Raw genomic sequence first — 12,127 nt, 5'->3', positions numbered from 1 at the left:
CCACGAAACAATCAGGTGCGCGCGTGAGTTCTTTAGGGAACTGCACGTGATCGCGTGCTCGGGCGTGACAGCAACAGGCGGGAGTGGCGGCCATGGCAGACGTTCGTGCGATGCTCGCAATCGGCCAGCATGGCCAGCTTGGCCTGAACGGCAGATTGCCCTGGGAAGGCAACACGGATCCGGAATATGTTGCGGACGTGCAGCGCTTCTTCGATGTCACGCGCGGCCACGTCCTCCTGAGCGGCCCACGCACGAAGGAATCGATCCCGGACTTCGTCTATCACGACCGCACGATTCACGAGATCCGGTCCTGGATGCAGCCCGAGGAAGTCATCGCCCGGTTTCCCGGGCGCGTCATCTTCATCGGGGGCGGCCCGCCCGTATGGGCGGCCTATGCCCATCTCATCCGTCATTGGGACATCACCCGCCTCCCCTATGACGGCGAGGCGGACCGCTATTTCGACCCGAACTGGATCACCCTGGCGCATTCGGCATGATGCCGCTTCCTGCTCGGATCCATCGCTCGTCATTCGCTGAGCGAGTGTGATCGCCGGATCCGTCGAACGGTGGCCGCCACGATCACGAGCGCGACCGGCACGACGACTGCCGTTGCGACATTGGGGTCGATGTGGAACCCCGCGGCGTGCGCTCCCTCGAAAACGAGGTGAGCGAGGCTCGCAAGATAATAGGAGATCGCCGCAACCGAGAGGCCCTCCACGGTCTGCTGCAAACGAAGCTGCAGGTGAGCACGCTTGTTCATGGCCTGCAGAAGATCGCGGTTCTGGCGCTCGAGATCGATGTTCACGCGCGTGCGCAGCAACTGCGCGGCACGGGCGAGCTTTCGCGACAGATTGGCCTGCCGCTCCTCCGTCGAAGCGCAAGTCCTCATGGCCGGATTGAGGCGTCGCGAGAGAAAGCCCGACCAGGTCGACCAGCCCGGAATGGGGCGCTCGCCGATCGACTGAAGCCTCAGGCCGACGAGCTCCTCATAGGCGCGTGTCGCCCCAAAACGATAGAGGCTTTTTGCGGCGCCCGCCTCGAGTTGCGCCGCGAGCGCCGTGAGGCGATCGAGCAAGCGGTGATTGGCATCGAACCCTTCGCTCCGCTGCATCTCGTCGAGCAGTTGCGGAAGCTCGATCTCGATGCGCCGAATGACCGGCGCCAGCTCCTGGGCTTCCGGCAATCCCATCAGTGCGAGCGTTCGATAGGTTTCGATTTCGAGCAGGCGCTGGATGAGGGCGCCGGCGGGCCCGGGCGTGAGACCGCGATCGATCACGAGGACGCGCACGAATCCGTTTCGATTCGCCTTGAAATCAGTGGCTACGATCGCAGCGCCGTTCTCGACTTCCGAGAGCGCGACGACCTTGTCGCCGAAGCAGGCCTGTGCTCCGGCCGGCGCCGACGATTCCGGCACCAGATGCAGGTCGATCGCGACGAGAAGCGGACCCGGCTGCGGGACAAGCCTCATGACCCCGGAGAGGCGATCCGCAGCCGGTTCGAATGGTTGCGGGAGCGGGTCTTCGCTCGCGAACTCCCATGTATAGGTGGTAAACTCGGTGTGGCTCTCCCAGCGGAGCACGGCCTCGGGCAGAACGATTCGGGCCTGCTTCGTGTCCGCTTCCGGGCCGCTAAGCCCGCGCTCGATGCAGAATGCCGAAAGTGCCTGACGGTCATTGGCCGCCGACTTGGCATCGGTCGCGAACGCATAATGGAGAATGCGCTTCGGTGTCGTGACTGGCGAAAATGGCCTCGCATGCAATTCGGCCATGACACGGGGCCGAAGTGAATGTTCCAAAATCTCGCTGCTCACGCCCTCTCTCCAGGTGTTCGGACCACGTGTAGAACGTCATACCCCCCCTGGCGAGAGGAAGATGGGTATAGGTGGCGATCCACTGCGTCCCTGCGAGTCGCAGTCATCCAGCTTGTCACGAGTCCACTTCGTCATTGCGAACGGAATGAAGCGATTCAGGAGCACATCCGTCGACGGGTAGATTGCTTCGCCTCCGGCTCGCAAAGACGGCAGTGCGGTGGGACGGGCAGTGCATCACGCCCGCGGCGCGCATGGATCTTGGGCGTGCGGTCGTCGTGAACGACGACGCGGACTCCGAACTTGCCCGTCAAAGCTTCGACTGAATCACCCGGCCGATCTCGAACAGGCGCTGCTCCAGGAGGACCGGCGTCTCGCACACATATTCGAGGGCCTGGGTCCGTTCCTCGAAGATGCGCTTGTCCCATGTGAAGCGGTTCTCGACCTCCGCGAGTTCCTTGGGCACCTCTTTTTCGGGTGCATCATGCACGGCACTGATCTGATCCGCCTCGTCGCGAATCCGCTCCGCCAGCTGGCGCTGGCCACGAGCATAGCGCTCGATTCCGGCCATGACACGGGACCGCTCGGTGTTGATGAGCTCGAGGACGCCCGCGAAGACCCGCGTCAGGCGTTTCTCCTTCTCGTCGCCGGCTGATTTCGCGAAATCCTCCACAAGCTGGTCGACTTCGCTCATGGGGGTTCGTCGGGAGGCGAGCTTCTGAGCCAGCGCTGCGGCTTCGAAGTCCGAGCCCCAAGGGCCTGCCTCGTCGAGACTCGGCCCGGACCAGACCGTACCGGCTGCAAGAGTCGGAACCTTGCGTTGCACGCAGGGCCAGTCGGGATCGGGCTTCGGTTGCGCGCGTGCTTCGCTGATCGAGAAAAGCGCGAGGATGGCGAAGGCAAAGACTGAACGGTTCATGCAGCTTCTCCGGGAGGCCCGCCGCGGCGCGCCATGATCCCGCGCCCGGGATCATAGGCCAGCACGGCCAGCAGGAAGAAAATGATCGTGACAGCAGAAACAACGGCAAAGGCAGTCGGCTCGAACTTGCCATACAGCGCGTGTCGGATGAGCTCGACGGCATGGGTGAACGGATTGGCGAGGCAGACGAGATAGAGAGCCTCGCTCGACTCGCGAATGCGCCAGAGCGGATAGAGCGCCGAGGAGGCGAAGAACATCGGGAAGATCACGAAATTCATGACGCTCGCGAAATTCTCGAGCTGCCGCACGAGTGACGACAGGAAGAGACCGATCGCCCCGAGCATGAGCCCGGCCATCAGGAAGGCAGGCAGCGCGGCAAGGTAGCCAATGGTCGGAACGTCCACCTCCCAGAAACGCGCGATCAGGAGAAAGACATAGACCTGCACGAGGGAGACGAGGACGCCTGCCGCGAGCTTCGCAAGGAGAAGAGACCATCGCGGATAAGGGCTCGTGAGGAGCACCCGCATAGAGCCGACCTCGCGGTCATAGACCATGGACAGCGAGGATTGCATGCCGTTGAAGAGCTGGATCATCGCGGCGAGGCCCGGTGTTACGTAGACCTCGTAGAGTACATAGGTCTCGTAAGGCGGGATGATCGACACGCCGAGCACGTTCCGGAACCCGGCCGCGAAGATGAACAGCCAGACCAGCGGGCGGACCAGAGCGGAAAAGAAGCGCTCTTTTTGATTGACGAAGCGCAGAAGCTCGCGACGTGCGATACCTCCGAAACAGATCGCGTAGCCCTTCAGGCCCAGTCGCCGCTCGAGTGGAACGGCCGTGCTCGTCATGTCCTTTCTCCCGAAATCGGATCGCCGACCCATCCGGAGGCCACGGGACCGGTCGCGTGCGACACCGAGCCCGGCTGCCCGAAGGTATCGAGGCCCGTCACGCCGTCTCTCCCATCAGGGGAGCTGCGGTCAATTTTCGGAACGTGGCCTCCAGCGACCCTTCGGGTAACGCGATCTCTCGCGCCGGGCCGCGCGCGATGACGCGGCCCAGATGGAGCACCACCACGGGATCGTCCGACTCGACTTCGTCGAAGATATGGGTTGCCCAAAGCACCGAAAGGCCCTCGTCGCGCACGAGCGCCCGCACGATGGCGACGATGTCGGAGCGCGATTTGAGGTCGAGGCCGACCGTCGGCTCGTCCAGCAGCAGGAGCCGCGGCCCATGGATGAGGGACCGGGCGATCTCGACCCGGCGCGACTGCCCGCCCGACAGGGTCCGAACCTTCTCGTCGACCCGGTCCAGGAGGCCGACTCTCGCCAGAAGTTCCTGGATACGGTGATCCGCCGCTCGCCGCGGCATGCCATGCAGCGCGGCGTGATAATGGAGGTTCTGGCGGATCGTCAGATCGGTGTCGAGAGTTCGGCTCTGGAAGACGACGCCCAGATCCGCAAGGGCCCGGGAGGGCTCGCGCTGCATGTCGCGGCCGAAGATCCGGACCTCGCCGTGACGGGTGTGATAGAGCCGCGTCACGATTGAGAAAAGAGTCGTTTTCCCGGCACCGTTTGGCCCGAGGAGCGCGACGAAAGCCCCCTGTGCAACTTCGAGGGACACGTGCTGCAGGGCATCACGCGACCCGAAGCGGTGGCTTACGTCGCGAACGCTGAGTGCCGGCGTTGCGATGGCGCCGTTCAACGGCCGAGCGCCTTCCGGGTGTCCTTGATCGCGTCGAGGCATTCGTCGTACTCGGCCTCTTTGTCCTCGCGCTCGGCCACCCGCAAGGCGGTCCGCAGCTCCGTCAGGTTGCCTCGTCGGGCTTCTTGGCGATCTCGGATCGGATCATCTCGATCCCCGCCCGGCACTCCGTCCGATTATCGGCCAGCGACGGGGAAGCGAATAATACGACAGCCGGAAGACAGAACAATACCGTCCGAATCATGATCTTCTCGGGCCCGGCTCACTTGACGATGAAGCGTCCGGTCATGCCGCGGCTTTCCATACCCTGGATGTACCAGGGGTATTCGCCGGGCCGGACCATGACGAACTCGAGATGGATGGTTCCGGTGTCGTCGAACTCGAGGTGGTGCGGCGGGCCCTGCATGTGGATCTCGAGATGGTTGATCACGATCTGGTTGATCCAGGTGTTACGGAAGAACTCGGGCGCGAAGAATTTGTATTCCTTTTCGCCTTTGGCCGTGATGGACAGCCGGTAGGACTTACCCGATTCGAGCTCGATGTCCTTCTGCGACACCGCGAAATCATTGCCCTCGTCGTTCCCGAGGACGAGTTCCGGCAGGTCGGTCCTTCCCCTGACGAGATCCGTGGCCGCCGCCGGAGCGGCGAAACCCAGGACGGCTGCCGCAATCGCGAGACCGACAAGACGCATGGTGAATGTCCTCCTCTTCAATGATTTCTTAATTCGGCGAAACAACCACGCCCCACGGGTATCGTCCGACGGGGATGCTTTTGGTGACAGTGAGATTCGCGACATCGATGACGGAGACGTCGTTCGAGGTCCCATTGGTGGTGAACAGCAGCTTCTGGTCCGGCGTGAAGGCCAGCTGCCAGACCCTTTGCCCTACGAGCAGGTATTTCTCGATCTCGTAGGTTTGTGCATTCACCACTGCGACCCGGTTCGCCGGGCCGAGCGCCACGAAGGCGCGCTTGCCGTCTTTCGTGAGACGCACGCCTACCGGCTGGATCGCCTCGTCCGGCACGCCCGGGATCTTGAACTCGATCTTCTTCACGACCTTGCGGGCGGCCGGATCGATCACGCTGACCGTGCCCCCCACCTCGGCGGATACCCAGAGCGCCTTTCCGTCTGCCGAGAACTCCGCAAAGCGCGGGCGCGCATCGACCAGCACGTTGTCGACTGCCTGAAACGTTGCCGTGTCGATGAAGTGGGCCATGTTCGTGGTCTCGGAGGTATTGACCAGAATCTTGCCATCCGGGCTGATCCCCATTCCTTCCGGCTCTACCCCGACCGGCACCTCCGCAATGACCTGGTTCTTCTCGACATCGACGACGGTGACCATGTTGTCGTCCTCGTTGGCGATGTAGAGCGGGTTGCCCTCCGGATGCAGGACGAACAGCTCCGGATCCGGGCCGGACTTCAGGCTGCGCACCACCTTGCCGGTTGCAGCATCGACGACGTCGACGCGGTTGTCGTCGCTCGCGCAGATGAAGAGCCACTTGCCGTCGTTGCTGATCGTGATCCCGCGGGGGCGCCGTCCGACTTTCCACGTCGCGGTCACTGCCATGGTATCCGCATCGATCACTGAGACCGTGTTGTCCTTCTCGTTCGAGACATAGACCGTATAGGCGTCGGCCGGCTGCGACGTGCCGACCAGCAGGGCCGCCATCCCGGCGAGAAACAACAATGGCTTCTGTGCGAGCGTGCTCACATCATCCTCTCGAAATCTTTTTAGAGTTTGCATTCGGATTCCGGCGCGTCCGTCCCGAGCGTGTCGAGAGGCGTGCGCTGATGCAGGAATCCTTGTTCCGGCGCGACCGAGACGAGGGCCTTCGGCTGCACGATCAGGATCGGCTGCCGCAATTGCTGGTCCCACGTGCGGAAGGTGAGCGGGACGCCCTTGTAGCCGGGCAGTGCGAAGTCCGGGCCACGCAGGAAGACGCCCACTTCGCCGGGGTCGGTCTTCTTCGATTTCGTCACGGCTTCACCAACCGATCGGACTGCCATCCAGACTTGATAATCGACTGGGCGCATGAGCCGTTGCGCGAGGCGCTGGAAGCGGGTCTGCGCCTGGGTGGCGCCCCAGACCTCGAGCGTCGGATGCCAGGTCGTGGAGATGAGCCCCTGCGTGCCCGCGACGATCCGGGGATCCCAGGTCCGATACGGCACATAGTCGCCCCAGTCGGCGGCCTCGTCGGCGACGATGGCCACGTCGTAATCCACGCCCCGCGTGAACACGAGGGCTTCGGCCGTCGTGGGGCTGTCGGCCTTGGCGCGCGCGAGCGGCCCGAACGTCCATGCCTGCTCGGCGGCAAGCTGGAGCCCGAACTTGCGGGCCGACTTCTTCATGGCGTCCGCGTAGAGCCGGTCGGCAGGGTTCGGACCGACGATCAGGAAGATCTTGCGCCAGCGCTTGAAGGCCAGAAACTGCGCCAGCGCGTCGGTGAGCATGGCGCGACTCGGCGCCAGGTGGAAGACGTTCTGCCGACACTCGGCCCCGCGGAGCCGGTCGTCGGGTGCGGTCGCGTTGAAGAGAACGGCATCGGAACCCTTGAGGGCATCGGCAACCTTGAGGAGGTCGTCGGCCGGTAGCTTCGCTACGATGAAGCCGATCCCTTCGGCTACTAGGGCGCGGGCCGCCTCGGCGGGATCGCCATCGGCCGGGACGAGAACCTCCTTGAGGGAATAACGGTGCCCGGTGAATCGGCCCGTCGTGTTGTTGTCCTGAATGGCCTGACGCCCGCCTGCCAGCCCCTCATCCTCGGGGACGGGATCAACCTCGTAGAGAACCGGCGGGTTCGGCTCTCGGGCCACGAGCCCGATACGGACCTCGACCGGATCGGCAGCTTGCGCCAGCGACTGCCAAAAAAGAAGGCTGATCGCCACAGCAGCAATCAGCCCGAGGTGATTTCGGAGGAGGAAACGAGTGGAACCAACCATCATGTCGTGAGACAAGCTGCAGTGTTTCCTGCGCGAATACAACGAGATTCTGCTAAGAGAAAACTAAGACAACCTGCGTTGCGCAGGACTTGCGGAATATGCGACGTTTGACTTTTGGAGAGGCCTGCCTTGTTGCAAATCTGGACTGTTCTGACCTTCCTGCTGGTAGCGAGTGCGGCGGCGGCCGAGCCGGCCAAGACCGCAGTCTTCGATCTCGAACTCATTGACACCAGCGCCGAATCGGGGCGCGTCCGAGAGGATCAGTCTCGTCGGCTCGCCCTCGCAAGCGACGCATTGCGCGAATTCCTCTCGAAGTCGCCGCAGCTCCAGCTGGTCGATATCGCGCCACAGGCGGAAGCCATTCGCACCAAGGGTCCCCTGCACAAGTGCAATGGCTGTGACGAAGACATCGCCAAGGCTCTCGGAGCGGACCTGGAGGTTTCCGGAATCGTGCAGAAGACGTCGAACCTGATCCTGAGCTTCGCCATCACGATCAAGGATGTCCGGACCGGCAAGATGATCCGGGGCGGTCAGGTCGATATTCGCGGAAATACCGATGAGGACTGGCTGCGCGGCGTTCGGTGGGTTGTAAAGAATCGCCTCCTCGCCGAGCCCCTTCCGGTTCGTTCGTAGCGCTGCTCGATGCGACCGCATACCTCTCCGCGGGCCGTCAGGCTCCTCGTCAGCGTTCGTGACGCCGCCGAGGCTCACCTCGCCGCTGCGGCCGGCACGCAGCTCGTCGATGCCAAGGATCCTGCGGCAGGAGCACTCGGTGCTCTCCCCACGTCGACGATCCGGGCCATCGTCGATGCGGTCGGTGGCCGCGCCGTCACGAGTGCGGTTGCAGGAGAGCCCGAGACCTGGGCCGATCTTTGCATCCGGGTACGGCGCGTGGCCTCGACGGGCGTCGGCCTCGTGAAGGTCGCACTTCCGAGCCGGGAAGCAGTCATTCCCGCTGGCGTGAGCGACACTCTGCGCGCGCTCCCCTGTCCTGTCGTCGCGGCGCTCTTCGCAGAGGATCATCCGCCGCCGAGCATCGTTCCCGAGCTGGCGGGCGCCGGGTTCTCGGGCGCCATGATCGACACGAGAGTCAAGAACGGGCAGCGCCTGCCGGACCATCTGACGATCAGCGAGCTCGATGCTTTTCTGCGCCGCTGCGAAGAACACGGCCTGATGACGGGGCTTGCCGGCTCGCTGCGCATTTCCGACATCCGGACGCTTGCCGCTCTCAGACCGGACTATCTCGGCTTTCGTGGCGGCCTGTGCGAGGAGGGAGACCGCCGCACAAGGCTTGCAGTGGGGCGCATTGCTGAGGCATTGAGCGAGCTTGCGTCCACCCTGCCCGTTTCAAGCTGCGCGTGAAAGCCGGATGCCGCATCCGCTCGTCGTCGTAAAGATCGGAGGAAGCCTGCTCGATTCCGGTAGGCTCCCGTCCACACTCCGCGCTATCCTGGAATGGCGCAACCTGCGGCTCGTCCTGGCGCCGGGCGGCGGTGTCTTCGCGGATGCGGTCCGGGTCGCCCAGGAGCACGCCGGCTTCGACGATGCCCTGGCCCACCGCCTTGCTCTCGATGCCATGGGCCGAATGGCGGAGGTCTTTGTCGCCCTCCAACCCTCGTTGATCACGGTTCATGATCCGGTCGGAATTGCGGCAGTCCATTCCTATGGCCGCGTACCGGTGTGGGATCCGCTGGAGTTGCAGGCAGGGTATGCGGATATCCCGGAAAGCTGGAGCGTGACCTCGGATTCCCTGGCCCTGTGGCTCGCCGGCCTGCTCGACGCGGAGCATCTGGTTCTGGTGAAATCCGCGGAGCCGCCCGCCCGTCTCGATCCGGAATTCCTTGCTGAGCAGGGCCTCGTCGACGAGGCTTTTCCCGCATTTGCGCGCAACTTCCCGGGCACCATTCACCTGCTCGGCCCGTCGTCCGATCTCTCGGGCTTCAGAATCGTCCAGGAGTTCGCTGCCGCATGAACGCCCCGGTTCGTCCGCAACGTCTCGCCTGGACGCTGACAGGCTCGGGGCATTTCTTCACGGAATGCTTCGATCTCATGCACGAAATCCCGCATCTCGATCTCTTCGTCACTCGCGCGGCGGCCGAAGTCGTGCGGATGTACCGCCAGAAGCTGGAGCAATTGCCGAACCGGGTGAGAGTCATCAAGGACACGACGGCGAGCGCCGCACCCATCGGCCAGTTCTATCATGGCCTCTACCACACGGCCGTCATCGCCCCGGCGACATCGAACACCGTGGCGAAGTGCGTCTACGGGATCTCGGATACGCTCGCGACGAACGTTTTCGCTCAGGCCGGCAAGTGCCGCATCCCGACGATCGTTTTCGCCTGTGATACGGCTCCCGAAATGGACACCATGGCGCCGTCGGGCATGGTCAAGGTCTATCCGCGGCGAATTGACCTCGAGAATGTCGATCGTCTGAGAACCTTCGAGGCGACGACCGTCGTCGAAACACTCGACGAGCTCAAACAGGCGTTGAGGGCGCGGCTCGCATGCGTGAACGCATCGTCTTCGTGACGGGACGGCTGGCGAAGGCGCGGCTCGAAAAGGTCGTTGCGACGCTGCCATCCGATCGCTTCGAGAGCATCATCATCGATGCAGGCGTCAAGGTCGCGGCGCTCATGACAGAGGAAATCATCCGCAGGCGCGTCGAAATCCCGGCCGGTGTGGACAGGATTGTCCTGCCGGGCCGATGCCGGGCCGATCTCGATGCGCTTGGCCAGCATTTCGGCGTGCCGGTGGAGCGTGGCCCGGACGAAGTGGTGGACCTGCCCGCTTACCTGGGAGTCGGCGCGCACCGGGTCGACCTGTCGCGATACGACCTGCGAATCTTCGCCGAGATCGTCGATGCGCCCCGCCTGCAGCCATCGGAAATCCTGGCCCGCGGACTGGACCTGGCGAGGCGTGGCGCGGATGTCGTGGATCTCGGCGGCCTGCCCGATACGCCCTTCCCGCATCTGGAAGAGAGCGTTCGTGCGCTGAAGAATGCCGGCCTCCAGGTCAGCATCGATTCCTTCTCGCGGGACGAGCTGGCACGCGGCGCTGCCGCCGGAGCCGACTTTCTCCTGAGCCTCAACGAGGACAATCTCGACCTGGCCTTCGAGACCGATGCCGTACCGGTTCTCGTTCCGGTTCAGCCGAACGACCTCGACTCGCTCTTTCGAGCCATCGAACGGCTGAGCGTCGCAGGAAAGCCGTTCATGGCGGATCCGATTCTCGAGCCGATCCATTTCGGCTTCGTGGAATCGATTCTCCGTTATGCCGAAGTCCGCCGGCGCTTTCCCGACATCGACATGCTGATGGGGACCGGCAATCTCACGGAACTCACCGAAGCCGACAGCCTCGGCATGACCGCAGCCCTGATCGGCATGTGCTCGGAGCTGAGCATCCGGAACGTCCTCGTCGTTCAGGTCAGCGACCATACCCGTCGTACGATCGAGGAGCATGATGCGGCACGGCGGATCATGTATGCCGCCAAAGCCGATGCCGCGCTGCCGAAGGGCTACAGCCGCGCCATGCTCAGCCTTCACGATCTTCGCCCGTTCGTGCGGAGCCCCGAGGAAGTCGCCACGGACGCAGCCGCCGTGCGGGACCCGAATTTCCGGATCGCCGTCGCTCAGGACGGCATCCACATCTACAACCGCGCCCTGCACGAGACGGCGACTGAAGCACTCGCCCTGTTCCCGAAACTGGGGGTCGAGGCCGACGGCGCTCATGCCTTCTATCTCGGCGGCGAACTCGCCAAGGCAGAGATCGCGTGGACGCTCGGGAAACGTTACGTCCAGGACGAGCCTCTCGATTGGGGCTGCTCGGCAGACCGGCCGGAAGAAGATACGACCGCGTTCAAGGAAGCGGGGCATACATTGCGGGCCCGCGTTCGCGAGCCGGGAGGCGAGTGATGCCGCGGATTCTCGAATCGGTGGTCGTGACCAAAGCCGAAGACGGCTGGCACATGGTGCCCTTCGGTCTCATCCAGGAGAACGTGGATTTCATCGTCGCGCCGTTCAGGCCGTCGCCGAGCATCGACAATCTCCAGCGGCATCCGTTCCTGTCCGCGGCGGCACCAGCCGATATCCGCGTTCTGGCCGGCTGCGTGACGGGACGGCGCGACTGGCCGATGTTGCCCTGCGAACGCATCGACGGGATGAGGCTCGCCGATGCGTATTCGCATGCGGAGCTCGAAGTCGTTGCACTCGTGGATGATCCGATGCGTCCGCGCTTTCGCTGCCGCATCGTGCATACCGCCATGCACCGCCCGTTCCTGGGATACAACCGCGCCCAAGCCGCCGTACTGGAGGCCGCCATCCTCTCGACGCGGCTTCATCTCCTGCCCGCCGAAAAGATCAATGCGGAGATGGAGTATTTGCGGATCGCCATCTCCAAGACGGCAGGCCCGGCCGAGGAGGAGGCCTGGAGCTGGATCGAGGAGAAAATCGGTTCAGCGCTGAAGGCGCCTACCTGATCTGCGACCACATCATCCGTGCATGCCATGTGAGGCGACGCACTGCCCGTCCCACTGCCGCCGTTGCAAGCCTCAGGCGAGGCGAAGTGTCCGTCGACGGGTAGATTGCTTCACTGCGTTCGCAATGACGGTGAGGGCGTGAAAGCGTGAGGAGCACACTCGGAATCGGAGTGGTGCCTGAACCACAGCCGTCTTTGCGAGCTTCAGGCGCGATCCGCCGCCCTTCCCGTCGCACTGCCGTCCTTGCGAGCGGGCGGCTCGCACAGCCCTTTCAGCCGCACCTCCGTC

Annotated in this window: 14 protein-coding genes; 7 read left to right on the top strand and 7 right to left on the bottom strand. The window is 63.8% G+C overall.

Annotation, left to right across the window (positions count from 1 at the left end; genetic code table 11):
* Positions 1 to 92 precede the first annotated feature (92 nt).
* Positions 93 to 497 (top strand): dihydrofolate reductase family protein, encoded by a 405-nt coding sequence (locus tag BN1233_RS21950; protein ID WP_046865732.1) that lies wholly within the window; start codon positions 93 to 95, stop codon positions 495 to 497.
* Positions 498 to 526: 29 nt separating this feature from the next.
* Here BN1233_RS21950 and BN1233_RS21945 read toward each other — a convergent pair whose 3' ends face one another.
* The 7 genes from BN1233_RS21945 to BN1233_RS21910 all read right to left on the bottom strand — a co-directional run bounded on the left by BN1233_RS21945 (position 527) and on the right by BN1233_RS21910 (position 7,368).
* Positions 527 to 1,810: a DUF3422 family protein gene (locus tag BN1233_RS21945; RefSeq protein ID WP_046865731.1), complete on the bottom strand. Its 1,284-nt coding sequence runs from the start codon at positions 1,808 to 1,810 to the stop codon at positions 527 to 529.
* Between the two features lie 307 nt (positions 1,811 to 2,117).
* Complete coding sequence (locus BN1233_RS21940; protein WP_046865730.1) at positions 2,118 to 2,726, bottom strand: hypothetical protein; 609 nt, start codon at positions 2,724 to 2,726, stop codon at positions 2,118 to 2,120.
* Positions 2,723 to 3,574 carry an ABC transporter permease gene (locus BN1233_RS21935; RefSeq protein ID WP_046865729.1) on the bottom strand — a complete coding sequence of 284 codons (852 nt, stop codon included), beginning with the start codon at positions 3,572 to 3,574 and terminating at the stop codon, positions 2,723 to 2,725. The genes BN1233_RS21940 and BN1233_RS21935 overlap by 4 nt, the downstream gene beginning before the upstream one ends.
* 97 nt (positions 3,575 to 3,671) lie before the next feature.
* Positions 3,672 to 4,427 (bottom strand): ABC transporter ATP-binding protein, encoded by a 756-nt coding sequence (locus tag BN1233_RS21930; protein ID WP_244470789.1) that lies wholly within the window; start codon positions 4,425 to 4,427, stop codon positions 3,672 to 3,674.
* A gap of 262 nt (positions 4,428 to 4,689) precedes the next feature.
* A complete protein-coding gene (locus BN1233_RS21920; RefSeq protein WP_046865727.1) occupies positions 4,690 to 5,118 on the bottom strand; it encodes a cupredoxin domain-containing protein in 429 nt (142 codons plus the stop codon).
* Positions 5,119 to 5,146: 28 nt separating this feature from the next.
* Positions 5,147 to 6,094 (bottom strand): YVTN family beta-propeller repeat protein, encoded by a 948-nt coding sequence (locus tag BN1233_RS21915; protein WP_046865851.1) that lies wholly within the window; start codon positions 6,092 to 6,094, stop codon positions 5,147 to 5,149.
* A gap of 62 nt (positions 6,095 to 6,156) precedes the next feature.
* Positions 6,157 to 7,368, bottom strand: coding sequence for an ABC transporter substrate-binding protein (locus BN1233_RS21910; RefSeq protein ID WP_046865726.1), 1,212 nt, complete (start codon positions 7,366 to 7,368; stop codon positions 6,157 to 6,159).
* A gap of 126 nt (positions 7,369 to 7,494) precedes the next feature.
* On the opposite strand from BN1233_RS21910, the gene BN1233_RS21905 reads away from it, so the two are divergent.
* Genes BN1233_RS21905 through BN1233_RS21880 form a run of 6 tightly spaced genes read left to right on the top strand, consistent with a single transcriptional unit; the run spans position 7,495 to position 11,839 of the window.
* Positions 7,495 to 7,998 (top strand): DUF3280 domain-containing protein, encoded by a 504-nt coding sequence (locus tag BN1233_RS21905; protein WP_048708548.1) that lies wholly within the window; start codon positions 7,495 to 7,497, stop codon positions 7,996 to 7,998.
* A gap of 9 nt (positions 7,999 to 8,007) precedes the next feature.
* Positions 8,008 to 8,727: a (5-formylfuran-3-yl)methyl phosphate synthase gene (locus BN1233_RS21900; RefSeq protein ID WP_046865724.1), complete on the top strand. Its 720-nt coding sequence runs from the start codon at positions 8,008 to 8,010 to the stop codon at positions 8,725 to 8,727.
* A 7-nt stretch (positions 8,728 to 8,734) separates the two neighbouring features.
* On the top strand, positions 8,735 to 9,337 hold the full coding sequence (locus tag BN1233_RS21895) for an amino acid kinase family protein (RefSeq protein ID WP_046865723.1): 603 nt from the start codon (positions 8,735 to 8,737) through the stop codon (positions 9,335 to 9,337).
* Entirely contained in the window at positions 9,334 to 9,894 is a 561-nt protein-coding gene (locus tag BN1233_RS21890) for a flavoprotein (protein ID WP_046865722.1), read from the top strand. Before BN1233_RS21895 ends, BN1233_RS21890 begins: the two co-directional genes overlap by 4 nt.
* Positions 9,870 to 11,276: a DUF6513 domain-containing protein gene (locus BN1233_RS21885; protein WP_046865721.1), complete on the top strand. Its 1,407-nt coding sequence runs from the start codon at positions 9,870 to 9,872 to the stop codon at positions 11,274 to 11,276. The genes BN1233_RS21890 and BN1233_RS21885 overlap by 25 nt, the downstream gene beginning before the upstream one ends.
* A complete protein-coding gene (locus tag BN1233_RS21880) occupies positions 11,276 to 11,839 on the top strand; it encodes a DUF447 domain-containing protein (RefSeq protein ID WP_046865720.1) in 564 nt (187 codons plus the stop codon). The genes BN1233_RS21885 and BN1233_RS21880 overlap by 1 nt, the downstream gene beginning before the upstream one ends.
* Positions 11,840 to 12,127: the final 288 nt, after the last annotated feature.

Source organism: Microvirga massiliensis, assembly GCF_001006805.1.
GTDB lineage: Bacteria > Pseudomonadota > Alphaproteobacteria > Rhizobiales > Beijerinckiaceae > Microvirga > Microvirga massiliensis.
The sequence above is the reverse complement of the archived record's forward strand: the minus strand, read 5'-3'. Positions and strand labels throughout refer to the sequence as shown.

What these genes read in the sequence shown, in the direction of transcription:
- BN1233_RS21950 (WP_046865732.1), top strand. Translation starts at nt 93, where the DNA reads ATGGCAGACGTTCGTGCGATGCTCGCAATCGGCCAGCATGGCCAGCTT.
- BN1233_RS21940 (WP_046865730.1), bottom strand. Translation starts at nt 2,726, where the DNA reads ATGAACCGTTCAGTCTTTGCCTTCGCCATCCTCGCGCTTTTCTCGATC.
- BN1233_RS21935 (WP_046865729.1), bottom strand. Translation starts at nt 3,574, where the DNA reads ATGACGAGCACGGCCGTTCCACTCGAGCGGCGACTGGGCCTGAAGGGC.
- BN1233_RS21920 (WP_046865727.1), bottom strand. Translation starts at nt 5,118, where the DNA reads ATGCGTCTTGTCGGTCTCGCGATTGCGGCAGCCGTCCTGGGTTTCGCC.
- BN1233_RS21915 (WP_046865851.1), bottom strand. Translation starts at nt 6,094, where the DNA reads ATGGCGGCCCTGCTGGTCGGCACGTCGCAGCCGGCCGACGCCTATACG.
- BN1233_RS21910 (WP_046865726.1), bottom strand. Translation starts at nt 7,368, where the DNA reads ATGATGGTTGGTTCCACTCGTTTCCTCCTCCGAAATCACCTCGGGCTG.
- BN1233_RS21900 (WP_046865724.1), top strand. Translation starts at nt 8,008, where the DNA reads ATGCGACCGCATACCTCTCCGCGGGCCGTCAGGCTCCTCGTCAGCGTT.
- BN1233_RS21895 (WP_046865723.1), top strand. Translation starts at nt 8,735, where the DNA reads ATGCCGCATCCGCTCGTCGTCGTAAAGATCGGAGGAAGCCTGCTCGAT.
- BN1233_RS21890 (WP_046865722.1), top strand. Translation starts at nt 9,334, where the DNA reads ATGAACGCCCCGGTTCGTCCGCAACGTCTCGCCTGGACGCTGACAGGC.
- BN1233_RS21885 (WP_046865721.1), top strand. Translation starts at nt 9,870, where the DNA reads ATGCGTGAACGCATCGTCTTCGTGACGGGACGGCTGGCGAAGGCGCGG.
- BN1233_RS21880 (WP_046865720.1), top strand. Translation starts at nt 11,276, where the DNA reads ATGCCGCGGATTCTCGAATCGGTGGTCGTGACCAAAGCCGAAGACGGC.